Source organism: Kitasatospora sp. NPDC036993 (assembly GCF_055607525.1).
Map to the genome: position 1 here is coordinate 23,055 of NZ_JBVJRP010000028.1, position 23,269 is coordinate 46,323.

Below are 23,269 nucleotides of genomic sequence, written 5' to 3' on the forward strand. Positions count from 1 at the left end.
CCCGCGCCCACCGGCCACCGGCCACCCGCCACCGGCCACCCGCCACCGGCCACCCGCCGCCCACCCGCCCACCGCCCACCCGCCGGTCACCGGCCGCCCACCGATCACCCGCGGCCCCGGCGCGCGTCAGTCGCCGAGGACGGCGATCCGGCCGGTGCTGCGCCCGGTGGCGACGCGCAGGACGGCGTCCGAGGCGGCCGCCAGCGGCACCCGGGCGCTCACCAGCGGACGGACGATGCCCTGGCGGGCCAGCTCGGTGAGTTCGTCGTGGGCGGTGCTGACGGCGCGCGGGTCGTGGGTGTTGTAGAGCCCCCAGTGCAGGCCCAGGATCGAGTAGTTCTTCACCAGGGCGTGGTTGAGCGCCGGGGCGGGGATCTGCCCGGCGGCGAAGCCGACCACCACGATCCGGCCCTCGAAGGCGACGCACTTGGTGGAGCCGGTGTAGGCGTCGCCGCCGACCGGGTCGAAGACCACGTCCGCGCCGCGTCCGTCGGTGGCCTCCTTGACGGCGGCGACGAAGTCCCGCACCCTGCGGTCCACCACCAGGTCGGCGCCGAGCGCCCTGGCCGTCTCCGCCTTCGCGGGCCCGCCGACCACGGCGATCACCCGGGCCCCGGCGGCCCGGCCGAGCTGGACCGCCGCGCTGCCGGTGCCGCCGGCCGCCGCGTGCACCAGCAGGGTCTCGCCGGCCCGCAGCCGGGCCCGGCGGTGCAGCGCGAACCAGGCGGTCTGGTAGCCGACGTGCAGGGCGGCCGCCTCGGCGTCGTCCAGCGCCTCGGGCGCGGGGAACGCGGCGGCGGCGTCCAGCAGCGCGTACTCGGCGAAGGCACCGTGCGGCAGCACCGGGTTGCCGATCAGCCGCTCGCCGCGCCGGGCGCCGTCCGCCACCTCGCCGCACAGCTCCACGCCGGGCGTGAACGGCAGCGGCGGGCGGACCTGGTACTGCCCGCGCACCATCAGCGCGTCCGGGAAGTTCACGGCCGCCGCCCGGACCCTGACCAGCAGCTGCCCCGGGCCGGGCACCGGCCGGGCGACGTCCTCGGCCAGCCGCATCACCTCGGCGGGCTCGCCGAGTTCCTCCACCTGCCAGGCCCTCACAGCACCTCGCTCCTCTCCAGTCCCTGCTGGAGCCGGTTCATCCCGGCGATCCAGCGGTCCGGGTCGGTGGCCCGGACGCGGTAGTAGTCGGCGACCTCGGGGTGCGGCAGGAGCAGGAACCGCTCCGCGAGGATGCCGTTCAGCGCGGCCTCGGCGACGTCCGCCGGGTCCAGTGCGGTGGGGGCCAGCAGCGCCTCGCCGACCGCACCGGTGGAGGCGAGCAGGTCGGTGCGCACGCCCTGGGGGCAGAGCGCGTGCACCCGGACGCCCCGGTGGCGGTAGGTCGCGGAGAGCCACTCGGCGAAGGCCAGCGCGCCGTGCTTGGTGACGGCGTAAGGGGCGGAGCCGAGCATGGTGAGCAGCCCGGCGGCGGAGACGGTGGCCAGGAAGCGGCCCTCACCGCGCTCCAGCCAGCGGGGGAGCAGCAGGTCGGCGGCCCGGACGTGGGCCATCACGTTGACCTCCCAGGCGTCCGCCCAGGCCGCGGCGGGCGCGTCGGCCCCGGCCGCCGGGGCGACGCCCGCGTTGGCGCACCAGACGTCGATCTCGCCGAGTTCGGCGCGGGCCCGCCGGACCAGCTCGGCCAGGCCCTCGGCGGAGGCGGCGTCCCCGGGCAGTGCGGTGCCGCCGCACTGCCCGGAGACGGCGTGGGCCGCCGCGGCGTCCAGGTCGTTGACCGCCACCCGGGCGCCGGCCGCGGTGAAGGCCCGGGCCAGCGCGGCGCCGATGCCCCGCCCGCCGCCGGTCACCACCACGCCCCGGCCGTCGAACGCCCCGGTGGTCACAGCCCACCGCCGAGGGTGACCCCGCCGTCCAGGACCAGGGTCTGGCCGGTGATCCAGCCGGCGTCCGGGGAGAGCAGGAAGGCGACGGCGCCGGCGACGTCCTCGGGGACGCCGAGGCGGCCCAGCGGGTAGGCCCTGGCGACCTTCTCCTCGCGGCCCTCGTACAGGGCCTCGGCGAACCTGGTCTTGACGACGGCGGGCGCGACCGCGTTGACCCGGATGCCCTGGGGGCCCAGTTCGGCGGCGAGTTCGGTGGTGAGGCGGATCAGGGCGGCCTTGCTGACGCCGTACATGCCGATCCCGGGCGAGGAGCGGATGCCCGCGACGGAGGCGACGTTGACGATCGAGCCGCCGTGCCCGGCCATCCAGGCGGCGTGCACGCGGCGGGTCCAGGCGAGCGGGGCCAGCACGTTGACGGCGAGGATCTTGGCGGCGGAGGCCTCGTCGGTGTCGAGGACCGGGCCGTACACCGGGTTGATGCCGGTGTTGTTGACCAGGTGGTCCAGCCGGCCGAAGGCCTCCAGGGTGCGGGCGACGGCCTCCTCCTGGTGCGCCGGGTCGTCGGCCCTGCCCGCGACGGCGATGGCGTTGTCCGGGCCGCCCAGGTCGCGGACGGCCTCGGCCAGCGGCTCCGGGTTGCGGGCGGTGAGGCAGACCCTGGCCCCGCGGTCGACCAGCTCGCGCGCGATGCCGAGGCCGATGCCCCGGCTCGACCCGGTGACGACGGCCACCCGGTCCTTGAAGGAGTGCACCACGGAGCGTCCTGCCTTTCGTGCGAGGATCCCTGCCAGTCCCTGACTAAGCGCTTGCTCAGCATGCTGTCGGTGCGGGAGCCTGTCAACAGCCTGCCGAACGCCTGCCCGGTCCGTGGGGTGGTCGGCGGGAATGCCTGTACGAGTTCTCTGGGAGGATGACGCCATGACCAGCACCCCGCTCGCCGACCTCTGGCCGACCCTGCCCGGCGCCGACGCGCGCCCCGAAGCGGCGTACCGGCTGCTCCAGGCCGCGGTCGAGTCGTTCGCGGAGCGCGGCTTCCACGCCACCACGACCCGGGACATCGCCACCGCGGCGGGGATGAGCCCGGCGGCGCTGTACATCCACTACCAGTCGAAGGCCGCGCTGCTCGCCGAGATCAGCCGGGCCGGGCACGCCGCCACGCTGGCCCTGGTCCGGGGCGCGGCCGCGGGGCCGGGCGGTCCGGCCGAGCGGATGCGGCGGCTGGTGGAGGAGTTCACCGCCTGGCACGCCAGGGCCAGGACGGTCGGCCGGGTGGTCAACTACGAGCTGCACGCGCTGCCCGAGGACGCCTACGCCGTGGTCGCGGCGCTGCGGCTGGACATCGAGCGCGAGGTCAGCGCGCTGATCGGGGCGGGGGTGGCGGTCGGCGAGTTCCAGGTGGCGGAGGTGCGGACGGCGGCCCGCGCGGTCACCTCGCTGGGCATCGACGTCTCCCGCTGGTACACCGGCAACTCCACCGAGGCGCCGGAGGAACTCGGGCGCCGTTACGGCGAGTTGGTCCTGCGGATGCTCGGCGCCCGGGCCTGACCGCGGGCGTTGCCGGGCCTGACCGCCCGGGCGTCCCCGGGGCGGGTCGGAGAAGTTCCGGGCCCGCCCTTGACCTGCTCACGGAGTGCGAGCAGACTCGTATACGAAGTACGTGTGCCTCGTAGGCGTACAGCGCACAGGGACCGGCACGCAGGGTGACACCGCGGACCCCTCCCGGCGCACTCCCACCGCAGCTCCGACGCTGCGGATCGAAGCAGATCACCTCCCGCGGCGACCACGCCCCCGACCGGCGGCGCCGACGGGACCAACCCCCCGACCCGGGCCGGCCCGGCCGGGTCGTGCCGCCGCCACCGTGCGGCGGCACGGGACGGCGCGCGCCGCGCCGTGGCGCGGCCCGGGCGGTTGGAGAGAGGGAGGCGCAGTGATGCCCTTCCGGCAATCGCATCAGGTCCGGCCCCGCTTCTGGCTGGAGACCGCCCTCGGCGGGCTGTCCGGACTGCTGTTCCTGCTCACCCTGGTGTGGCCGCAGTGGATCGAGACGCTCCTCGGCGTCGACCCGGACGCCGGCAGCGGCGCGGCGGAGTGGCTCGTGGTCGCGCTGGCGGCCGCCGTCACCGCCGCCTGCCTGCTCGGCGCGCGGATCGAGTGGCGCCGGGCGCACCCGTCCTCGGTCCGCGCCGTGCGGTGAACGGAGAGGAGGATCGTCATGACGGACACCACGCCCGTCAAGGGCGAGGAGCTCACCGATCTCGTCCGGCGGGCCCCGCTGAGCTTCCTGGGCACGGTCACCCGGGTCGGCGGCACCTCGCTCGCCGCCTTCCCGGCCAACGCCAGGAACGAACGGACGACCGTGGTCCGGGTGGACCAGGTGCTGCACGCGCCGGAGGCCTTCCGGCAACTCGGCGGCAGCGAGGTCACCGTCCAACTGGCTCCCGACGCCGACCTGTTGAAGGTCGGCGACGCGGCGGCCTTCTTCACCCAGGGCCTGGTCTACGGCGAGGGCCTGGGCGTCGCCGAAGTCGGCCGGCTGCCGGCCGAGGCCGTCCGGCCGCACGTCTCGATGGCCGCCACCACGGCCGACGAGCTGCCGTTCTCCTCGGTGCAGCGGAAGATCCGCGACCAGGACCTGGCCGCGCACGCGGGCGAGGCGGACGCCGTCGTCCTCGGCACCGTGGTCGGCCTGGAGGACCTCGGCCTGCCCGACCACTCCGAGCACGCCCCGCACTGGTGGCGGGCCACGCTCGACGTCTCGCTCGTCGAGTCCGGCGCCGCCGCCCCCGGACGGATCACCGTCCTCTACCCGAGCAGCGGGGACGTCCGCTGGCGCCGGTCGCCGAAACCGGTGCCCGGGCAGCTGGGCCTGTGGCTGCTGCACGCGGCCGGGGGCGACCTGGCCGCGCAGGCCCCGTACACGCTGCTCCACCCCGACGACTACCAGCCGGCGCAGAAGCTCGCCGTGCTGAGGGAACGGAGGTGAGCCGGATGCCCACCATCAAGGTCGTCGACATCACCCCCAGGGCGCAGAGCGGCGACGTGGGGCTGGACAGCGAGCCCAACCTCGCGGTCAACCCGGAGAACCCGGACGAACTGGTCGCGACCGCCTTCACCGCCGACCCGATGAACGGACCGCTCGCCCCGGTCTACGTCTCGACGGACGGCGGGGACACCTGGGTGCTGAACAGCGTCGTCCCCGGCAACGGGGACCTCGGCACCGGGGACATCAGCGTCGGTTTCGGCGCGAAGGGAGGCCGCCTCTACACGGGCATCCTCAACGGCGTGACCGGCGACCTCCAGATCCTGCGCGCGCCGGTCATCACCTCGACCGCGCCGATGGCCGTGCTCGTCGACCGGAGCGGGGAGGACCAGCCCTGGGTGGTCGCCACCACCGCCACGGTGAACGGCAGCAGCACCGACCGGGTGTACATCGGCAACAACGACGTCGCGCGGCAGGGCGGCACCGCCACCGTGGACGTCTCGCACGACGCGGGCACGGGGCCCGCACCGGCCGGCTTCGCGCCCGTGCTGCTCGACCGGCGGGCCGGCACGCTCTTCGACGGGCCGCCGGTGCGGATCGCCGCGCACCCGGACGGCACGGTCTACGTCGCGTTCATGAGCATCACCGCCACCGGTGCGGGGTCCGTGATCACCTTCGACGTCGTGGTGACCCGCGACGACAAGGGCGGCATCGGACCGAACCCCTTCGAGGACCTCCTCGACTCGGCCGACAGCGAGGTCGGCCAGCGCGCGGTCACCGGCCGGAAGGCCCGGTTCAACCCGCGCCAGCGGACGCTGGGCCAGGAGCGCACCGGTGCCGACCTGTCCGTCGCCGTGGACCCGACGGACTCCAACAGTGTCTGGATCGCCTACTGCGACAACCTCGGCGGGACCGCCCCCACCGACTACGTGCTGCACAGCCGCCACTCGGCGGACCGCGGGCAGACCTGGTCCGCGGCCCGCCCGGACGTGGTCAACGGCAAGAACCCGTCGCTGGCGGTCAACTCCGACGGCCTGGTCGGACTGGTCTACCAGCGGTTGGTCCACAACCAGTGGTCGACGGTGCTGGAGCTGACCGCCGACGGATTCGGGACCACGGAGAGCCACGTGCTGCACCAGGCCCCGGGGGACGTCCCGCCGGCGGGCGCGCAGCTGCCGTACCTCGGTGACTACATCCGGATGGTCACGGTCGGGAAGGACTTCTACGGGATCTTCGCCGGCAACAACACGCCCGACCGGGCCAACTTCCCGGTGGGCGTGACCTACCAGCGCAACGCCAACTTCACCACCCGTCAACTGCTCAGCACGGACGGCGTGACCAAGGTCGCGCCGTCCATCGACCCGTTCTTCTTCCACCGGGCCGCCTGAGCGCACGGGTCGCCTGGGCACACGGGCCACCGCGCCCGCCACGAACGGTCGTGGCGGGCGCCGTGCTGTCGGGCACTGTGGCTTCGGGGGTCTCCAGGGGTCTCCGGGGGTCTCGACGGTGGCGCGGGGTCTCAGGTGGCGGCCAGGCAGAACTGCACCAGCCCGGCGTCCACGTCGAGGACGATCTTCTCCATCTCCGCCCACGGCGGGTGGAAGGGGTTGGGCGACGGGACCGCGTCGTTGCCCCACTCGACCGTGAAGCCGAGCACCTTGCCCCGGTGGTCGGGGTCGGTGAAGTGGCGGGTGTAGACGTAGTCGTCGCTGGTCCCGCTGGTCGGGTACAGGTGGAAGCCGGTCATCGGCTTGTACGGCACACCGCGTACGCCGCTGACGCCCTGGCAGAACGCCTCGGCGAGCAGCTTGGCGGTGTCCTCGTCGCCCTTGGGGATGTACTCGGAGTACGCGAGGTCGCCGGGCAGGCCGCGTCTGCCGTCGTACTGGGAGTTGCGGAAGTTCATGTCCGGGTCGACCGACTGGTTGTCGTCGTCGCCCCAGTTGTAGAGCATGTCCTGCGCGTAGCTGTGGACGTCGACGAACCACCTGGTCCGCGGGCACTGGTCGAGCAGCCAGCGGACGTTGCGGGTCTCCGGCTCGGAGAACGCGCTCGGGCCCGCGTAGACCTGCGGATCGCACGGGTCGGCCGACACCTGGGGGTTCGCGGCCGGGTCGAAGGCCGTGGCGAAGTCGAAGAGGAAGTCGTAGTTGCGGTTGAGGTCGACACCGACGCAGGACGGGTTCGGGCTGCCGCCGGCGTTGGCCGGGTTGCGGTTCTTGCGCCACATCGACCGGACGGTCTGGCTGTAGAGCCGCCCGTCGGGGTTGACCAGCGGGTAGACCACCAGGTCCAGCCGGTGCAGCAGCGCGTCGACCTGGTCGGCGGTGAAGGTGGTGCCGCCGTAGCCGAGGCCGGTGCCGTCGCGCTGGGCCTCCAGGAGGTCGGCGGCGAAGTGGACGAGCACCTCGCAGCTGCCCCACTCACGGGCGTGCACGCCGCCGATCATCAGCACGCAGTCCTTGGGGGCCGGCGCGGGTGTGCTGATCCTCAGGGCGTGGGCGGTGCGGCCCTCGAAGGAGCGCTCGGGCAGGGTGATGAGCTGGGTGGAACCGGGGAAGGCGGCGGCCAGGCTGGTGACGGCGGACTCGACCTCGGTGATGTTCAGGTACGGCATGACGGGCCTCCCGGGTCAGCCGGTGAGCTTGGCGGCGAGGCCGTGCGGGACGGCGTCGGCGGGGGCGAACCGGTCGCCGCCGCCGACCTCGGCCTGGGCGGCGCGCCCGGCCTCACTGGCGTTGCCGGTCCTGGTGACCGTGACGCCCTCGCGTTCGAGGGCGGGCACCTGGGCGGCCGTGGCGTAGACGTCGATGCCGATGCGGCCGTCCGCCTCGACGTGCGGGCGTCCGCCGGTGTCGGATCGGGTGTCGCGCAGCAGTGCGCGCAGGGTCTGCGGGTCCTTGGCGGTGACGCGCAGGCGCAGGATGTCGTCGTGCGGGTCATGCGGGTCGTACGGAACGGCGGACATGGCGGTCTTCTTCCGGGTGCCGTCGGAGCGGGGCCGGAGCGGTGTCCGGCGGCTCCCCGGGCGGCGCCGATTGGAGGGTATATGTCCGACGTGTACCTCGTATCCTCAGGATGCGTCGTCGCCGTAGAAGTCGTCAAGGGGTGGCTTGGGCATCCCGTCGAGCAGGCTGTCCAGGCCGCGCAGCATCTCGGCGTCGTCGTCGAAGTCGGCGAACCGGGGCACCAGGGCGCGCAGCCGCGGGTAGTCGGCGGCGGGCAGCAGGTGCAGGCCGAGCCGCAGGGCCGGGTCCGGCTCCTCCGGGTTGTCGACCACCTGACGCTTGTCCACCAGCAGACAGCCGAGGTTCCAGGCGACGAAGGTGCGGTAGACGGTCAGCGAGCCCGCGTCGTCGAAGCCGGCCCGGCCGAGCACGGCGAGGATGTGCTCGGTGAGTTCGAGCACCGAGGCCGGGCGGCGGACCACCGGGACGGCCAGCGGGCGGGTCGCGACCAGCGGCAGGATCTCCGGGTGGGCGTGCGCGGTGGCGGCGAACGCCTGGGCGATCCGACGCAGTTCGGCGCGCCAGTCCACCCCGCCGGGGCCGCGGCCGGTGCTGCTGCCGGTCCGCAGCCGGGTGTTGATCTCGTCGAAGTAGGCCTCGACCAGGCCGTCGATCAGGGCCTCCTTGCCCGGGGTGTACCGGTACAGGGCCATCGACTCCACGCCGAGGTCGGCCGCGAGCCTGCGCATGGTCAGCGCGGCCAGGCCCTCGCGGTCGACCAGGGCCACGGCGGCGCCCAGCACCAGCGGGCGGCTCAGCCGGCCCCGCTTCTCGGGGGGGTCCTGCTCGGCCATGTCCGCACTCCTCCGGGTCGGTGGCAGCGTCGGCGGCCGTGCCCGGGCTGGTCGGGTCCGAGCCGGTCGGGGAGCGGCTCGGCGGATCTGCCGCGGTGCGGGGCCCGCTGCCGGGCTGGGTCTTCGGCGGATGTCAATCGGCGGATGATGTCACTCAGCGGATACAGAACCAGGATACAAGGTATGAATCGGACGTAGCCGGGTGAGCGGGTGCTGTCTGTGGATTCGTTGATTCCGCTGGTCAGTCGACCGGTCGGGCGGCGGGTCGGGCCGTGAGGGCGGCGACCGGGATGGCGGGGTCGGCTGCGGTGAGTGACCGAAACGGGCGGCGACGGCCGGTGGCGGGGGTGGCGTGGCGGGCTCGATCCGCCGTCGGGCGTTGGGGGTTGGGGTCGTACGCGGGACGGTGGGTGTGGTGACGGGGACGGACCGGTCGAACGCGGTGTGCAGTCGGGCGGGGCTTCAGTCGAGGGGCAGACGGACGGCGAGGACGGCGACCAGGGCTGTGCCCCGGGGCGGGGGTGGCAACCGGCATTCCAGGGGCGCCGGGTAGCGTGGGCCGTCCGGACACCGTCCCCGTGAGGAGAGCCGATGAGCAGTCAGAACGACCGGGTGCGCGAGCTGTTGGCGGAGGCCTGGACCTCCTGGGCGGAGCGGGGTGCGGGTCTGGGCGTCGAGGAGTGGGACAGGCCGACCCGGCTGCCCGGGTGGACCGTCCGGGCGCTGTACGCGCACGTGGCGCCGGTGCCGGAGATGTTCACGGGGCTGCGCGGGGCGGTCGTCGACGGGCCGGCCGAGGTGGCCACCGGGGCCGGCATCCTGCGGGCCTACAACCGGCCGGGCGGCCTCGCCCACACCGCCGCCGGGCAGATCGCCGAGGCGGCGACGCAGTCGGCGGGGGAGACCGGGCCCGCCGTGCTGATCGCCCGGTTCGGTGTCGAGGGTCCGGCGGCGCTGGCCGGTCTGGCCGACCTGTCGCCGGACGCCACGGTGGCGCACCCGCTGCTCGGGAGCGTGACGGTCGGTGCGCTCGGCGAGGTGGCGCTGATGGAGGCGACCGTCCACCTGCTCGACCTGATCGCGGCCGTCGGCGGCCCGCCGCCCGCGGAGGGGGCGCTGTCCTTCACCCGTGCGCTGCTGGCGGAGGTCGCCGACCCGGTGGCCTTCATCGAGGCGGCGACCGGGCGCGGCGCGGAGGCGGTGCTGCCGGTCATCCGGTGAGCCGGCGGGGCGCCGGGGCGCCGGGGCGGCCATCAGGTGAGGTGGCCGACCGGCGATCCGGTCCGCGGATGAGGCGTACGCGTCACATGTCATGAGCCTTTCAAAGGTGCGGGTTTGCTGTCACGCTGCTGCTCCCGGCCCGCTCCCCACGAGAGGCTCCGATGAGAAGAATCCTGCCTGCCCTGACCGGCGCCGCCCTGTTCGCGGCGACCGGCCTCGCGGCGCTCGCCACCCCCGCTGTGGCGAGCGCCGCGGACTGCACACCCGCCCAGGTGGTGGCCAACGGCGGTTTCGAGTCCGGCGGTTCGCCCTGGACGGCGCCCAGCGGCGCGATCACCGCCGACGGCGGCCAGAGCGCGCACTCCGGCAGCTCCTACGCCTGGCTCGACGGTTACGGCTCCAGCCACACCGACACGCTCTCGCAGTCCGTCACCCTCCCGGCCGGATGCGGCGCCGCGACGCTCGGGTTCTGGCTGCACGTCGACACCGCCGAGACGACCGGCAGCACCGCCTACGACAAGCTGTCCGTCAGGCTCGGCTCCACCACCGTGGCCGGCTACTCCAACCTGGACGCCCAGGCCGGGTACGTGCACAAGACCGTCGACGTGTCCGCCTTCGCGGGCCAGACCGTGACGCTCGCCTTCACCGGCGTCGAGGACGCCGGCCTCCAGACCAGCTTCGTGCTGGACGACGTCACCCTGGACGCCTCCGGCGGCGGCACCCCGCCCCAGCCCGGCGACCCGACCCGCACCCCGGCCGCGCCGGCCTACACCGTAAGCCTCACCAGCGACGCCTCCGGCGGCAGTTGGACCGGACACGAGAGCGTGACCTTCGCCAACGCCTCGCCCACCCCGCTGAACGAGGTGTACCTGCGGCTGTGGGACAACGCCCACGGCAGCTGCCCCGGCACCCCGGTCACGGTGACCAACGTGACCGGCGGCACCGCCTCCCCGCTCACGGTGAACTGCACCGCGCTGAAGATCACCCTGCCGGCTCCGCTCGCGCAGGGCCAGAGCGGCACCGTCGGCTTCGACCTCGGCATCACCGTGCCGAGCGGCGCGGACCGCTTCGGCCACGACGGCGCGTACAACTTCCTCGGCAACGCCCTGCCCGTCCTGGCGATACGGGACGCGGCCGGCTGGCACCTCGACCCGTACACCAACAACGGCGAGTCCTTCTACGCGGTGGCCTCGGACTTCGCCGTCACCCTGGACCACCCGACCGGCCTGCTGGTGCCCGCGACCGGCACCTCGGTGGACACCCCCGGCGCGGCCGGCCGGACCGTCACCAAGGCGACCGCGAGCAAGGTGCGCGAATTCGCCTGGGGCGCCGGACCGTTCACCAGGATCTCCGGCACCTCCGCGGCCGGGGTGAAGGTGAACGTCTACTCGGTGGCCGGGATCAGCGCGGCCGACTCCGCGTCGATGCTCTCCACCGCGACCTCGGCGGTCGACGCCCACGCCCAGCGCTTCGGGGCCTACCCGTACGGCGAGCTGGACGCGGTGATCGACAACAACTTCTGGTTCGGCGGTATGGAGTACCCGGGATTCGTCCTCGACCTGGTCAGCAACACGGCGCTCACCCACGAGATCGGCCACCAGTGGTGGTACGGCATCGTGGGCGACGACGAGTACAACGGCCCCTGGCTGGACGAGGCCTTCACCGACTACGCCACCGACCTCGCCCTCGGCAAGACCGGCAACGGCTGCTGGAACAGCGTCTCCTGGGCCTCCCCGGCCGAGAAGATCACCAACTCGATGGCGTACTGGGACGCCAACTCCTCCCGCTACTCCACGGTCGTCTACGGCTACGGCAAGTGCGCCCTGCACGACCTGCGACGGACGATCGGCGACACCGCGATGACCACGCTGCTGCGGACCTACGCGCAGGCGCACTGGTACGGCATCTCCACCACCGCGGAGTTCAAGGCCGCGGCCCAGGCCGCCACCACCGTGGACCTGACCTCCTTCTGGAGCCGGCACCGCATCGAGGGCTGAGCCCGTACGGCCCCGTGCCGCCTCCGGTCCCGGCCGGGGGCGGCACCCTTCGATGCCCCCTGACGCCCCTTGACGCCACGGGGGGCCGGGAGGACGCTGTACGTGTACGACATAAGCGTGTGCCGTACGCGGACAGTCGAAAGCACACGACCAAGAGTCGCGAGGCTCCCGGCGCTGACCCGACCGCTGGAGCGATCATGTCGACCAACCACTACGTGGCGCTGCCGGACAGCTCCCGCGTTCCGCTGGGCGGAGCGCGGGTCATCGGACCGGCCGACCCACGGGCACCCCTGACCGTCACCGTCTACCTGCGGCGCGACCCCGACGCGCCCCCGCGTCCCGACGTCTACGAACTCGCGATGCAGCCACCGACCCGCCGCACCGCCCCCGACGACGACGCGTACGCCGCCGTCCACCGGTGGCGCGACACCGACCTCAAGGCGGTCGAGGCGTTCGCCGGCGATCACCACCTCGCCGTCTCCCACGAGAACCCGCTGGCCCGCAGCGTCCAGCTGACCGGCACCACCGAGGACGTCTCGAACGCCTTCCGGGTCACCCTGGCCCGCTACCGCTACCGGGACGCCGACGACAACCCCCGGATCTACCGCGGCCGCGAAGGCGCGGTCAACGTCCCCGCCGGGCTGAGCGGCATCGTCACCGGCGTCTTCGGCCTGGACAACCGGCCGATCGGCGCCAACCTGCTGATCCGCCAGGCCTTCACGGACCTCTCGCTGCCGATCGCCGAGGCCGTGCCGGGGCTGCCGGCCGGAGTCTTCCTCCCGACCGACCTGGAGACCCCGTACGCCTACCCCGCCGGAACCGACGGCAGCGGACAGTGCGTCGCCGTCCTCGCGTTCAACGGCGAGACGGATCCCGGCGTCCCCTCCGGCGGCTACTCGGCCGACGCGCTGCGCACCTACTTCGCCGCCCTCGGCCGGCCCATGCCGGACATCACCAACGTGGTGATCCCGAACGTCGGATCCACCGGCAACGACCCGGGCCGGGACGACGGGGGACCGCTGCGGCTCGACAGCACCGGTGAGATCATGCTCGACCTCGCGGTGGTCGGCTCCCTCGCGCCCAAGGCGAAGATCGTCGTCTACTTCAGCAAGTTCACCGAGCAGGGCTGGGTGGACGTGATTCACCGGATCGTGACCGACACGGTCAACCGGCCCTCGGTGATCTCCTGCAGCTACGGCAACGCCGAGGAGGGCCGCACCGTGTGGACCCCCGGGGCGATCGCCAGCGCCGACGCGGCCTTCGCCAACGCGGCCGAGAAGTTCATCAGCATCTGCTGCGCCTCGGGCGACGACGGCTCGAAGGACCAGGCGCTCGACGAGCGCGCCCACGCCGACTTCCCCGCCTCCAGCCCGCACGTGCTCGGCGTCGGCGGCACCCGCCTGGTGGTGGATCAGGGGCAGGTGGTCAGCGAGACCGTCTGGGACGACGGTGCGGGCAACCGGACCGGTGGCGGCATCAGCAAGCTGTTCCCGGTGCCGCCCTTCCAGGACGGCGCCGAGGTGCCCCCGTCGGCCAACCCGCCGCACGCGCAGGGCCGGGGCGTGCCGGACGTGGCCGCGCTCGCGGCCGGCAGCACCGGCGTGGTCGTCCCGAGCATCGACGGCGAGCACGTCCTCGTGACCGGCGGCACCAGCGCCGCCGCGCCGATGTGGTCCGCGTTGCTGGCCAGGGTCAACCAGGGCCTGCCCGGCGCGGCCCAGGTCGGCTTCCTGAACCCGCTGCTGTACGCGAAGCTGGCGACGGGCGTGCTGCGGGACGTCACCAAGGGCAGCAACGGCGCGTACTTCGCCGGGAAGGGCTGGGACGCGTGCACCGGCCTCGGCACCCCCGGCGGCCAGCGGTTGCTGGACGGGCTCAAGGCCCTGTGACCTGCGGCCGCGCACCCGTCGGGCCCCGGCTCGGGGGCGGGGCCCGACGGCCGGCGGGTCAGCCCAGGGCGAGGGCGCGGAGGCGGTCGGCCGCGCCGTTGAAGTAGTTCTGGTCGCCGGGGAAGGTGCCGGCGTCGGCGAACTGCCAGAAGGTCTGGTAGCCCCAGCCGTTCGGCAGGGTGCCGACGGAGGAGGCCCCCCGGTGGTCTTGTCAGAACATCTGGCGGGGACCGGCGCGCCGTCCCTGGGGGGCTGTTCCGGGGGCGCCCTGGGGTGGGGCACTGTGTTCGAACCGTTCCGCGCCGGGGCTGGTGCCCCGTTTCCGGCGGGCTTCGTGCTGTCTGCCGGAACGGGGAGTCTGGGGGTCAGCCGTCCTTGCGGGGCAGGACGACGTCCGCGCCCAGGGTCCGCACGGTCCGTACGTCCTCGCCGGTGGGGCGCTTCAGCGCGGTCACCGGGCACTTCCACACGGTGTCGGGGGTGTCGGCCTGGCGCAGGGTGGTGAGGCCGCGTCCGGTGTTGTGCACGACGCCGACCCGCCCGTCTCCCCACGCGATCGACCCGATCGAGGGGGCGTACAGCTGATCCGATGCCACGGCTACGTGGTCCTGCCTTCCTGTTCTCGGGACGGGGGTCTCACGGGGCCGATGGGAGGTTCGTGAGTGTGCGTGGTGCCAGGTCGCGCGCGCGGAAGCCGAAGCTGATGAGTGTGATGCTCTCTCCGGCGGTGAGGGGAGTCCGGCCGTGCGGTGTGAACGCGCCGTCGAAGACGACGCAGTCACCAGTGGTGAGGTCGCATTCGAAGTAGCCGTCGGCGTTGATGAAGACGGTCGTGCTGGCCGTGGGCGACTCGGCGGGGCACTCGTGCTTGAGGCACAGGATCAGGTTGGCCTCGCCGAAGTCGGTCTCGTCCAGGTGGAAGTCGAGGAACTGGCCTTCCTCCCGGTACGCGATGTAGACGGCGGTGTGGGGCTGTTCGACGTCCAGGCCGGTGGACCCGCTACGACTGCGGCGAGATCGACCTGTCCGGCGAAACTGTTCGCGGCGTCCCCGACGGCCGCGTTCCACTTGCCGTTGTGGAGGTAGCCGTCAGCGGTTACGGCCTTCTCGGCCTCCTCGGCCATGGCGGCGATCAGCTCGGCGGGGAACGACTGGTCGCGCAGATGGCGCAGGTGGCGAGGGTGTACGCGCTGGTGTGCGGCGAGCCCGCGAACCGCCTCCCGGAGTGCGGGGAAGTCCCCTGCCCACCGGGCCGGCGTCTGGGCCGTGGTGTGGGACTGGAGCCATGAGGTCCACCGGCCGCTCCACCGGCGTGGCACCGTGCCGTCTGCCGCCGAGGCGTCGGCCCGGCCGATCAGCATTTCGACCCGGTCGAGTGCGGCCTGCGTGGACTCGACCAGCTCGGTGTCCCCCTTGGCGATCCGCAGCCGCATCGCTTCCTGGAGGTGGGCCTGGGCACCCGTGAGGTCGCCGCGCTCCATGAGGTGCTTGCCGGTGTGCTGGAGTGCGTAGTCGACGAGTTCCGGGTGCTGGCTTCGTGCGGTGTTCAGCGCGCTGTGGTAGAGCGCGTCCGCGGTCTGCGCGTCACCGGCGTAGCGGTGCGCGTCGGCCAGGTTGAGGCCGGTGGCGACGACGGCCCCGGTGTTGCCGATCGCTGCGGCCAGGTCGAGCGACTGCCGCAGGAACGTACGGGCGTCCTCGTGGTGGCCCTGGCACATCTGGCCGATGCCGATCCACCGGGTCAGGACCCGAGTACGCGCGGGGTCGCTCCCCTCGGGCAGGCCCTGCAGTTCCTCGCGGAGCCGGCCGACCGCGAAGGTCAGCTCATTCCGGTCGGTGGGGACCATCCGCAGGTTGTCGTCGTGAGTGATGAGGTGCCCAAGCACGTCAGTCTCCGTCGTTCGGTTCTGCTCAGCGGGGCGCTACAGCTGGTCGGTCTGCTGGCGCAGGCCCGCCAGCAGGTCCACGCCGTGCGGGGTGAAGTGCTCACCCAGGAGTTCGAGTTCGCGCATGAGGTAGCGGACGGCCGGCAGGCCCTCGTCGTAAGCGGCCTGGAAGCCTGCGCGCTCGTCGGCGGTCAGGTCGTCCCGGGCCAATTCGACCCGGCGGAACCGCAGCAGCTGGTTGTACACGACGGTGGCGTGGAAGGACCGGTCGATCTCCCAGAACAGGTTGCGGTCCTCCCCCTGACCGGCCCGCCACCTGATCTCGATCTTCGGGGAAGCCTGGGACGAATAACCGTCGGCGAAGACCTGCTGCTGGAGGATGTGGAAGCTGACCGACTGGTGGGTTCCCTCGTGCAGGATGTTCTCCGCCAGGAAGAGATGGGACGGCTGCTCACTGACGGTGTTCGGTGGGATGTGGTGCCGGGCCTTCTCGGAGAACACGATGACGTACGGGAGCGCCGGGTCGCTGGAGCTGGTCAGCGAGGACGCGCGGACCCCGGGCTTCAGGCCCACCCACAGCAGCCGCCGGACGAATGCGCGAACGCGGGCGAACCCCTCGGGATGGACCAGCGACAGATGGTCCAGAGCCTGGGTCAGCGCCACGCGACGCTCGTCGGTGTGCGGGACGATCTCGTAGCCGCTCAGGTTGATCTCGTCGGCGATCTCGCTGGGGAGGCCGGCGTCGAACCAGTCGAACTGCGCGCCGGCCACGGTCACGGAGTCGCTGCGCAGGGAGCGGGCGTGCTCCGCGTAGGGGGTGCCCGACTTCAACAGGCGCTCCATCAACGCGAACGGCAGAGCGCTCTCCGCGCCCACTTCGCGCAGACGGACCAGGTCCGGGTCCTTCCGGTCGAGGTCGAAGAAGGAGCCGGTGGGGACGTGGGTGGCGATGGCGGTCTGCAATGCGGACTCTCCTTGATCGGGGTGGGGGGTGCGACGCCGGGTGGCGGGTCGGTCCGGATGATCGCCGGCCGACCCGCCCATGCCGTCAACTGACCGGCATCAGTCGGAGACTGCGGTCAGGCCGCGACGCTCATCGAGGTGAACTTGCCGTCCGGGACGGAGTGGTCCAGGCGACGGGTCAGGGTGGCGACCTCCGGGTCACCGGGCTGGATGGTGGCGGTGCTCACGTGCCTCTCCAATCGGGTTGGCCCTGCTCACCCGGGCGCGAGCGAGCAGTCATGCAGGGTGGTGCAACCCGCTTCCAGAGCCGCCATGCTTCCTGCAACGGCCATGGGGCGGGGGTCTGTCAAGAAGGGGTTGGGGCCCGGGAGGGTCTCCGCGTGCTACTCGTTGCTGCTGCTCTCGCCGTCGTTCTCGTGCTGGTTGCCGCTGTCGTCGCCGTGGTTGCTGTTGCCGTCGCTCATCGAGGTCTCCGTTCTGAGGAGCTACCGGTCTCCGGCAGCGTCGGTGTGTGATCAAGCCACCGCAGCGCCCTCGGTGATCCTCGCCTCGGGCCATTGGTAACTGACATTCAGTCAACGCTCGTCGTTCGGATGCGGATAGGACGTTTCGCAGGTAGCCGCGTTCACGCCCTCCGGACATTTCCTGAGGGTTGACGGCGGAGCGAATGGCGGTAGCGTCACCCCACCGGACTGAGGAGCTCTCATGGCCGCCGACCGCCCAAACCAAGTCCTTCGGGGGCTGATGCTCGCGCACAGCCTGTCCGCGAATGACCTCGCGCGAGACGTTAACGCTGCTGAGGAACGACGGTTCGGGCAGCCTGGGAATGCCTCGGGCCGACAGGTCCGGCGGTGGCTGTCCGGTGAGACCGAGCTGCCACAGATGCACTACCTTGTGGCGTTGACGGACGTCTTCAACCTGCCTGCGGATCAGCTTGGGTTCACTCTTTCGGGTGTGAGGGCTCGCCGGCTCGCTGCCCTCCAGCCTCGATCTGCGCTGCGGGGAGAGACATCTGCCGACCCTCAGGAGAATCACGTGCTCCGTCGCCAGTTCATGATCGCTGCTACCGGAAACCTCATCGGATTCGCGTTCGCACCGTTGCCGACATCGGGACGCATAGGAATGGCCGATGTCGAGCGCATCCGAGGGAGTATCGACGAACTCCACGCGGTGGACGACGCGTACGGCGGCGAGCAGCTCGCCGACATCGCCGAGGAGGCGGTCACGCAGATCGAGGATGCGATGGGCCGGTGCGTGTACGGGCCGCGCGTCGAGTCAGCGCTCTATCAAGTGATCGGCGAACTGCACGCCAGTGCGGGCTGGTTCGCCTTCGATACCGGCGACCACACCCGTGCGGGCCAGAACTTCGACGCAGGCTTGCGTGCCTCCCTGTTGGCCGGCGACCGCATGCTCCAGGCCCGCATCTGGGCCTACATGTCTCGCCAGAGCTGGGAGCTCGGCCGGGCAACGGAGACCGTCACCATCGCCCGAGCGGCACTCGACGCCACCCGTAACGGCCGTGACCACCGCCTCAGCGCGTTGCTGCACGGCCGGCTCGCTCTCGGCTACGCGGCTTCGGGAGAAAGCGTCCGGTGTGCGGGTGCCCTGGCGCGGGCCGAGGTTTCCCTGGACAGGGCCACTGGTACGACGCCGTCGGCATGGCTGGCCTTCGTCGGCCCAGGGGAGCTTCTTGGCGCTGCTGCCATGGCGCACATGGACCTGGGTCAGGCCGATAAGGCGGCCGACCAGGAGGAGCAGGGCATGCGGTTGCTCGCCCCCGGTTTCCGCCGGAACCGCTTTGCCAAGACTGTGCATCTCGCCGAGTGCTACCTGGCAGCCAACGAGCCGGAGCGGGCCGTCGACACGGCGGACCAGGCGCTCGCCCTCTATCCCTCGGTGAACTGTCCCCGTTGGGCCACGCGGCTCGGTGAGTTCCGGGAGAAGGCGGCCAACCTCGGTCTACCAGTGACGGCTGCCTTCGTGGAACGCTACGACGTCCTGACCACCGCGTAAGGAGCAGAACACCGTGGCCGCCACCCTGACCGTCAGCTACCACACCGCCGACGACTTGCCCACCATTGAGGGGCAACTGATCGAGGTGTACACGGAGGTGTATGCCGAGGAGGCCGTTGCCGATCCGTTCTTCCGTGTCGAACGGTTCACCGAACGTCTTCACCGCCATGCCGCCGGGCCGCGCTGGGGATGCGCGCTCGGCGAGGTCGACGGCTCGGTGGTCGGATATGCCTACGGCTTCGGTCGAACGGCGGCGTATCGCTGGGGCGGGCTCATCACCCCGGTGCCGGCCGACCTGCTGGAGGAGACCGACAGTCGGACTTTTGCCTTGTGCGAGGTGATGGTCCGGGTACCGTGGCGCGGCACGGGCATTTCGCGCACCCTGCACGAGGAACTGCTGTCGCACAGGCCTGAGGACCGTTCCCATCTGCTGGTGGAGAAGGACCACCCCCGGGTTCGGGCGCTCTACGAGCGATGGGGTTACACCTGGATGGGCACGATGCAGCCGTACCCTGACTCGCCCCAGTACGACTCCATGCTTCGCCCGATCACGTGACCTCGATAGTCGGGGTGAGTGGTCAGGGACGTCACCAAGGGCAGCAACGGCGCGTACTTCGCCGGGAGGGGCTGGGACGCGTGCACCGGCCTCGGCACCCCCGGCGGCCAGCGGTTGCTGGACGGGCTCAAGGCCCTGTGACCCGCGGCCGCGCACCCGTCGGGCCCCGGCTCGGGGGCGGGGCCCGACGGCCGGCGGGTCAGCCCAGGGCGAGGGCGCGGAGGCGGTCGGCCGCGCCGTTGAAGTAGTTCTGGTCGCCGGGGAAGGTGCCGGCGTCGGCGAACTGCCAGAAGGTCTGGTAGCCCCAGCCGTTCGGCAGGGTGCCGACGGAGGAGGCGTAGCGGGCTATCCAGAGCGGGTTGGTGGCGCCGAAGCCGGCGTTGTTCCCGGTGCACTGGGTCCACCAGTTGGTGGTGGTGTAGATGGTGGGGTAGCGGCCGGTGCGCGCGTGCACGGTGTTGCTGAAGTCGCGGATCCAGCTGACCATGGCGCTCTGGCTGAGGCCGTAGCAGGTGGCGCCGTAGGGGTTGTACTCGATGTCCAGCGCAGGCGGCAGGGTCTTGCCGTCGGCGGACCAGCCGCCGCCGTGGCTGACGAAGTAGTTGGCCTGGGTGGCGCCGGAGGAGGAGTTCGGCAGCGCGAAGTGGTAGGCGCCGCGGACCAGGCCGGAGTTGTACGAGCCGTTGTACTGCTGGGCGAAGTACGGGTTGGTGTAGCCGGTGCCCTCGGTGGCCTTGACGTAGGCGAACCTGCCGCCGTTGGCGGACACCGAGGACCAGTTGACGTTGCCCTGGTAGCCGGAGACGTCCAGTCCGGGGGTCTGGGTGGCGGCGAGGGAGGCGAAGGGTGCGGCGGCGGTGCGGCCCTCGCGGGCGGCGACGGTGGAGCCGGCGAAGTCCTGCTCGGGGTGGAAGCCGGGGCGGCCCTCGGCGACGGGGGCGACGGGGGCGGGCTCGGCCGCGTGGGCGGGGGTGGCCAGGCCGGCGGTGAGGGCGGCCGCGGCGGTGAGGGCGGCCAGTGCGGGCAGGCGGCGACGGGCCGCGCGGACGGTGCGGGCGGTGCCTGTGGTGCCTGTGGTGCGGGCGGAGCGGGAAGAGCGGGGCATGAGCACTCCTCTGGTTCCGTGCGAGGGGAAGGTCGAAATGACCCGGTACGGCCGGGGACTGACCGGCCGTACCGCAGAGTAGCCATGTACCTGGCATCACCGCCAGGCATCTTTGTTCACATCGTGAACGCACGTCACATGGGCCGGATCGCCATGACCGGCAACCGGCGTTGCCGGTCTTGCCGGTGGCGCGGGGCGCGAGCCGGCGGCCGGGCCGGGCCGGGGCGGACCCGGGCGTGCCCGGCACGCTGTGGCACGATGCCCGCGGGCCGGCCACCACGGGCGGCCCCCGCACCTGAGGAGAGCAGCAGCCATGACCGAGACCGCCACCGACCCCGCCCGGCCCGTCGGGGAGCCCGCGTTCCGCCCCGCCACCCCCGCCGACGTCCCGGCGCTGGTCGCGCTGGTCGAGTCCGCCTACCGGGGCGAGTCCAGCCGGGCCGGGTGGACCACCGAGGCGCACCTGCTGGACGGCCGACGCACCAACCCGGAGGCCGTCACGGAGGCCGTGAGCCACCCCGAGGGCCTGGTGCTGCTGGCCGAGCGGGACGGCGAACTACTCGCCTGCTGCCAGCTCGAACGGCGCGGCGGGCTGGCCTACTTCGGCATGTTCTCGGTGCGCCCCGGGCTCCAGGGCGGCGGGATCGGCCGCGCCGTGCTGGCCGAGGCGGAGCGGCTGGCGGCCGAGGAGTGGGGCGTCGGCGCGATGGAGATGACGGTGATCGAGCAGCGCGCCGACCTGATCGCCTGGTACGAGCGGCGCGGCTTCCGGCGCACCGGCGAGTTCAGCCCGTTCCCGTACGGCGACGAGCGCTTCGGCATCCCGCTGCGGCCGGACCTCCGGTTCGCCCACCTCGTCAAGGAGTTGAAGGCAGTGTGACAGAACGGACGCCGGTGTACGGGAGTTGACGGCTGTGACGGGGGCCTTGCGGGCATCTGAAACGGCCCGCCCTCGGGGTTCGGTTCAGCCTCGCTCGACCGGGTTTCCGCAGGTGACATGCCGTCAAGTCGCTGAGCTGGGGCGATGCGGAGATGTCATACCTCGTTCATGATTGGTCTAGGCCAATGTGAGAAGCTGAGCGCGAACGGCCACGTTCCGTCCGCTGCCCAGGGGGGCCATTTCCGCATGCCCGTTCTCCATGGCACCGCCATGTCCGCACCCGACACCGGTCCGCGCCGGACACCCGAGGAGCCCGACGACCACCGACTGCCCAGCCCGCCCGACGACGAGGAGCTCTACTGGTACTTCGGCCCGCAGCGCCGCTGGGTGCTGCTCTGCGCCACCCTCTCCTACGCGGGAGCCACCGCCACGCTCGGCCTGTTCGCCCTCAGCAAGCCGCTGCTCTGGCCGTTCCTGGTGCTCACCGTGCTCAACGCGGCCACCTGGCTGCTCTCGCTCACCGACGGCCAGCGCGCCCGGCGCTTCACCCGTGACTCGCACGACCTGCTGATGCGCGCCTGGAGCCCGGCCCGCGCCCCGAGCGTGGACCTGCTGCTGCCGACCGCCGGCGAACCGCTGGCCGTCCTGGACAACGCCTACCGGTACACCGCGGCCGTCCGGTGGCCCGGTGAGCTGACCGTCCTGGTGCTCGACGACGCCGGCCGCCCCGAGGTGCGCGAACTCGCGGAGTCCTACGGCTTCCGGTACCACGCCCGCCCCGACCGGGGCCGCTTCAAGAAGGCCGGCAACCTCAACCACGGCCTGGCCGAGGGCACCGGCGAGATCATCGCCGTCCTGGACGCGGACTTCTGCCCCCGCCCCGACTTCCTGCACCACCTGGTGCCCTACCTCGACAACCCCGAGGTCGGCATCGTGCAGAGCCCGCAGTGCTTCGACACGGACGCCGACATGTCCTGGCTCGAACGCGCCGCGGGAGCCACCCAGGAGATCTTCTACCGCTGGATCCAGCCCTCCAGGGACGCCCAGGACGGCACCGTCTGCTGCGGCACCAACGCGCTCTACCGCCGTGCCGCGCTGAAGCGGATCGGCGGCTTCGCCGAGATCGACCACAGCGAGGACCTCTACACGGGGCTCGCCCTCGCCCGCGCCGGATGGTCCACCCGCTACGTCCCCGCGCTGGTCGCCAAGGGCATGTCGCCCACCGGCCTGCCCGCCTTCATCAGCCAGCAGTACCGCTGGTGCCTCGGCTCCCTGGCCCTGGTCCGCGACCCGGACTTCCGCAAGGGACCGCTGCCCAAGTCCGCCCGGCTCTGCTTCTGGAACGGCATCCTCGGCTACGTCACCAGCGCGGTGAACGTCTTCGCCGTGCCGCTGCCCGCCCTGATCATGCTGTTCTTCCGGCCCGAGGAGATCCAGCCCTGGCAGGTGCTGCCGTTCCTGCCGCCGATCTGGGTCTCCCTGGTGCTGCTGCCCGCGATGTCCCGCACCCGCTGGCGCTTCGAGGTCACCCGGGTGCAACTCCTCGGCGGGCTCTGCCACGTGGTCGCCATCGCCCACGCGCTGCGCCGCCGCTCCGCCGACTGGGTGCCCACCGGCGCCGTCTCCGGCGGCAGTTCGCTCGCCCGCGCCGTCGCCCGGATCGGGGTCGGCTGGCTCGGTTTCGTCGTCCTCGCCGGCATCGCCGGACTGGTCCGGGCCGCGGTGCTGTACGGCTGGCAGCCGTACTGGGCGCTCACCCTGCTGCTCGGGCTCACCGCGTACACCATCATCCCGCTGATCCGGGAACTGTGGCCGCTGGTGAACGGCACGAAGGGCGGCAAGGGCGCCGCCGTCGGTGAGGTCGCCGCACCCGCACGGGGCCGTTCCGACCTCGGGTTCGGCCGGGCCGAGGCCGTCGCCGTCACCGCCGTGCTGCTGCTGTGCGGGCTGCTGGCCTCCGGCTGGGCCGATCCGCTGATCTTCTGACGCACCGTCCGACTGGCTGACGCGCCGTCGCGTCCGCTTCCCCCTCCGCTCTCTCCGATCCCTGTCGATCGCCGCGTTTCCTTGCGCGTCGCCCCACCGGCGCGGACA

At 72.4% G+C, this 23,269-nt stretch carries 22 protein-coding genes; 12 read left to right on the forward strand and 10 right to left on the reverse strand.

Annotated elements, in window-relative coordinates:
- Positions 1–126: 126 nt before the first annotated feature.
- The 3 genes from ACZ7C5_RS35845 to ACZ7C5_RS35855 are packed head-to-tail and all read right to left on the reverse strand — an operon-like array spanning position 127 to position 2,638.
- The gene (locus ACZ7C5_RS35845; protein ID WP_401092482.1) at positions 127–1,098 is read right to left on the reverse strand and encodes an NADPH:quinone oxidoreductase family protein; all 972 of its coding nucleotides are present in this window, start codon (positions 1,096–1,098) and stop codon (positions 127–129) included.
- Positions 1,095–1,883 carry an SDR family oxidoreductase gene (locus ACZ7C5_RS35850; RefSeq protein ID WP_470324279.1) on the reverse strand — a complete coding sequence of 263 codons (789 nt, stop codon included), beginning with the start codon at positions 1,881–1,883 and terminating at the stop codon, positions 1,095–1,097. The genes ACZ7C5_RS35845 and ACZ7C5_RS35850 overlap by 4 nt, the downstream gene beginning before the upstream one ends.
- Positions 1,880–2,638, reverse strand: coding sequence for an SDR family oxidoreductase (locus ACZ7C5_RS35855; protein WP_317620342.1), 759 nt, complete (start codon positions 2,636–2,638; stop codon positions 1,880–1,882). The genes ACZ7C5_RS35850 and ACZ7C5_RS35855 overlap by 4 nt, the downstream gene beginning before the upstream one ends.
- A gap of 163 nt (positions 2,639–2,801) precedes the next feature.
- On the opposite strand from ACZ7C5_RS35855, the gene ACZ7C5_RS35860 reads away from it, so the two are divergent.
- The 4 genes from ACZ7C5_RS35860 to ACZ7C5_RS35875 all read left to right on the forward strand — a co-directional run bounded on the left by ACZ7C5_RS35860 (position 2,802) and on the right by ACZ7C5_RS35875 (position 6,251).
- Positions 2,802–3,428: a TetR/AcrR family transcriptional regulator gene (locus ACZ7C5_RS35860; RefSeq protein WP_470324280.1), complete on the forward strand. Its 627-nt coding sequence runs from the start codon at positions 2,802–2,804 to the stop codon at positions 3,426–3,428.
- Between the two features lie 385 nt (positions 3,429–3,813).
- Positions 3,814–4,077 (forward strand): ABC transporter permease, encoded by a 264-nt coding sequence (locus tag ACZ7C5_RS35865; RefSeq protein WP_401092485.1) that lies wholly within the window; start codon positions 3,814–3,816, stop codon positions 4,075–4,077.
- An 18-nt stretch (positions 4,078–4,095) separates the two neighbouring features.
- Positions 4,096–4,866, forward strand: coding sequence for a hypothetical protein (locus tag ACZ7C5_RS35870; RefSeq protein ID WP_470324281.1), 771 nt, complete (start codon positions 4,096–4,098; stop codon positions 4,864–4,866).
- 5 nt (positions 4,867–4,871) lie between these two features.
- Positions 4,872–6,251 (forward strand): hypothetical protein, encoded by a 1,380-nt coding sequence (locus tag ACZ7C5_RS35875; protein ID WP_401092487.1) that lies wholly within the window; start codon positions 4,872–4,874, stop codon positions 6,249–6,251.
- 131 nt (positions 6,252–6,382) lie between these two features.
- On the opposite strand, the gene ACZ7C5_RS35880 is transcribed toward ACZ7C5_RS35875, so the two are convergent.
- From ACZ7C5_RS35880 to ACZ7C5_RS35890, 3 genes are all read right to left on the reverse strand, one after another.
- A complete protein-coding gene (locus ACZ7C5_RS35880; RefSeq protein ID WP_401092488.1) occupies positions 6,383–7,480 on the reverse strand; it encodes a M14 family metallopeptidase in 1,098 nt (365 codons plus the stop codon).
- 15 nt (positions 7,481–7,495) lie between these two features.
- Positions 7,496–7,831, reverse strand: a complete 336-nt coding sequence (locus ACZ7C5_RS35885) for a hypothetical protein (protein WP_401092489.1) — start codon at positions 7,829–7,831, stop codon at positions 7,496–7,498.
- 105 nt (positions 7,832–7,936) lie between these two features.
- The gene (locus ACZ7C5_RS35890; RefSeq protein WP_401092490.1) at positions 7,937–8,665 is read right to left on the reverse strand and encodes a TetR/AcrR family transcriptional regulator; all 729 of its coding nucleotides are present in this window, start codon (positions 8,663–8,665) and stop codon (positions 7,937–7,939) included.
- Positions 8,666–9,256: 591 nt separating this feature from the next.
- Here ACZ7C5_RS35890 and ACZ7C5_RS35895 point away from each other — a divergent pair.
- From ACZ7C5_RS35895 to ACZ7C5_RS35905, 3 genes are all read left to right on the forward strand, one after another.
- A complete protein-coding gene (locus ACZ7C5_RS35895; protein WP_401092491.1) occupies positions 9,257–9,886 on the forward strand; it encodes a maleylpyruvate isomerase N-terminal domain-containing protein in 630 nt (209 codons plus the stop codon).
- 161 nt (positions 9,887–10,047) lie between these two features.
- Positions 10,048–11,883: a M1 family metallopeptidase gene (locus ACZ7C5_RS35900; RefSeq protein ID WP_470324282.1), complete on the forward strand. Its 1,836-nt coding sequence runs from the start codon at positions 10,048–10,050 to the stop codon at positions 11,881–11,883.
- A gap of 197 nt (positions 11,884–12,080) precedes the next feature.
- Complete coding sequence (locus tag ACZ7C5_RS35905) at positions 12,081–13,772, forward strand: S53 family peptidase (protein ID WP_470324283.1); 1,692 nt, start codon at positions 12,081–12,083, stop codon at positions 13,770–13,772.
- A gap of 365 nt (positions 13,773–14,137) precedes the next feature.
- Here ACZ7C5_RS35905 and ACZ7C5_RS35910 read toward each other — a convergent pair whose 3' ends face one another.
- The 3 genes from ACZ7C5_RS35910 to ACZ7C5_RS35920 all read right to left on the reverse strand — a co-directional run bounded on the left by ACZ7C5_RS35910 (position 14,138) and on the right by ACZ7C5_RS35920 (position 16,621).
- A complete protein-coding gene (locus tag ACZ7C5_RS35910; protein ID WP_470324284.1) occupies positions 14,138–14,368 on the reverse strand; it encodes a hypothetical protein in 231 nt (76 codons plus the stop codon).
- A 285-nt stretch (positions 14,369–14,653) separates the two neighbouring features.
- Positions 14,654–15,658, reverse strand: a complete 1,005-nt coding sequence (locus tag ACZ7C5_RS35915) for a tetratricopeptide repeat protein (protein ID WP_470324285.1) — start codon at positions 15,656–15,658, stop codon at positions 14,654–14,656.
- A 36-nt stretch (positions 15,659–15,694) separates the two neighbouring features.
- Complete coding sequence (locus ACZ7C5_RS35920; protein WP_470324286.1) at positions 15,695–16,621, reverse strand: hypothetical protein; 927 nt, start codon at positions 16,619–16,621, stop codon at positions 15,695–15,697.
- 705 nt (positions 16,622–17,326) lie between these two features.
- On the opposite strand from ACZ7C5_RS35920, the gene ACZ7C5_RS35925 reads away from it, so the two are divergent.
- From ACZ7C5_RS35925 to ACZ7C5_RS35935, 3 genes are read left to right on the forward strand one after another with little or no spacing between them, the layout of a single operon-like run.
- On the forward strand, positions 17,327–18,634 hold the full coding sequence (locus tag ACZ7C5_RS35925; protein ID WP_470324287.1) for a hypothetical protein: 1,308 nt from the start codon (positions 17,327–17,329) through the stop codon (positions 18,632–18,634).
- Between the two features lie 13 nt (positions 18,635–18,647).
- Positions 18,648–19,190 (forward strand): GNAT family N-acetyltransferase, encoded by a 543-nt coding sequence (locus ACZ7C5_RS35930; RefSeq protein ID WP_470324288.1) that lies wholly within the window; start codon positions 18,648–18,650, stop codon positions 19,188–19,190.
- 18 nt (positions 19,191–19,208) lie between these two features.
- The gene (locus ACZ7C5_RS35935; RefSeq protein WP_470324289.1) at positions 19,209–19,331 is read left to right on the forward strand and encodes a hypothetical protein; all 123 of its coding nucleotides are present in this window, start codon (positions 19,209–19,211) and stop codon (positions 19,329–19,331) included.
- 58 nt (positions 19,332–19,389) lie between these two features.
- Here ACZ7C5_RS35935 and ACZ7C5_RS35940 read toward each other — a convergent pair whose 3' ends face one another.
- On the reverse strand, positions 19,390–20,295 hold the full coding sequence (locus tag ACZ7C5_RS35940) for a lysozyme (RefSeq protein ID WP_470324290.1): 906 nt from the start codon (positions 20,293–20,295) through the stop codon (positions 19,390–19,392).
- Between the two features lie 313 nt (positions 20,296–20,608).
- On the opposite strand from ACZ7C5_RS35940, the gene ACZ7C5_RS35945 reads away from it, so the two are divergent.
- Together ACZ7C5_RS35945 and ACZ7C5_RS35950 are read left to right on the forward strand one after the other, a co-directional pair.
- On the forward strand, positions 20,609–21,175 hold the full coding sequence (locus tag ACZ7C5_RS35945) for a GNAT family N-acetyltransferase (protein WP_401092495.1): 567 nt from the start codon (positions 20,609–20,611) through the stop codon (positions 21,173–21,175).
- Positions 21,176–21,421: 246 nt separating this feature from the next.
- Entirely contained in the window at positions 21,422–23,161 is a 1,740-nt protein-coding gene (locus ACZ7C5_RS35950; protein ID WP_470324291.1) for a glycosyltransferase family 2 protein, read from the forward strand.
- Positions 23,162–23,269 lie beyond the last annotated feature (108 nt).

Coding starts and splice junctions, on each gene's coding strand:
- ACZ7C5_RS35875 (WP_401092487.1), top strand. CDS start 4,872: ATGCCCACCATCAAGGTCGTCGACATCACCCCCAGGGCGCAGAGCGGC.
- ACZ7C5_RS35880 (WP_401092488.1), bottom strand. CDS start 7,480: ATGCCGTACCTGAACATCACCGAGGTCGAGTCCGCCGTCACCAGCCTG.
- ACZ7C5_RS35860 (WP_470324280.1), top strand. CDS start 2,802: ATGACCAGCACCCCGCTCGCCGACCTCTGGCCGACCCTGCCCGGCGCC.
- ACZ7C5_RS35865 (WP_401092485.1), top strand. CDS start 3,814: ATGCCCTTCCGGCAATCGCATCAGGTCCGGCCCCGCTTCTGGCTGGAG.
- ACZ7C5_RS35870 (WP_470324281.1), top strand. CDS start 4,096: ATGACGGACACCACGCCCGTCAAGGGCGAGGAGCTCACCGATCTCGTC.
- ACZ7C5_RS35905 (WP_470324283.1), top strand. CDS start 12,081: ATGTCGACCAACCACTACGTGGCGCTGCCGGACAGCTCCCGCGTTCCG.
- ACZ7C5_RS35950 (WP_470324291.1), top strand. CDS start 21,422: ATGCCCGTTCTCCATGGCACCGCCATGTCCGCACCCGACACCGGTCCG.
- ACZ7C5_RS35885 (WP_401092489.1), bottom strand. CDS start 7,831: ATGTCCGCCGTTCCGTACGACCCGCATGACCCGCACGACGACATCCTG.
- ACZ7C5_RS35940 (WP_470324290.1), bottom strand. CDS start 20,295: ATGCCCCGCTCTTCCCGCTCCGCCCGCACCACAGGCACCACAGGCACC.
- ACZ7C5_RS35945 (WP_401092495.1), top strand. CDS start 20,609: ATGACCGAGACCGCCACCGACCCCGCCCGGCCCGTCGGGGAGCCCGCG.
- ACZ7C5_RS35900 (WP_470324282.1), top strand. CDS start 10,048: ATGAGAAGAATCCTGCCTGCCCTGACCGGCGCCGCCCTGTTCGCGGCG.
- ACZ7C5_RS35890 (WP_401092490.1), bottom strand. CDS start 8,665: ATGGCCGAGCAGGACCCCCCCGAGAAGCGGGGCCGGCTGAGCCGCCCG.
- ACZ7C5_RS35895 (WP_401092491.1), top strand. CDS start 9,257: ATGAGCAGTCAGAACGACCGGGTGCGCGAGCTGTTGGCGGAGGCCTGG.
- ACZ7C5_RS35925 (WP_470324287.1), top strand. CDS start 17,327: ATGGCCGCCGACCGCCCAAACCAAGTCCTTCGGGGGCTGATGCTCGCG.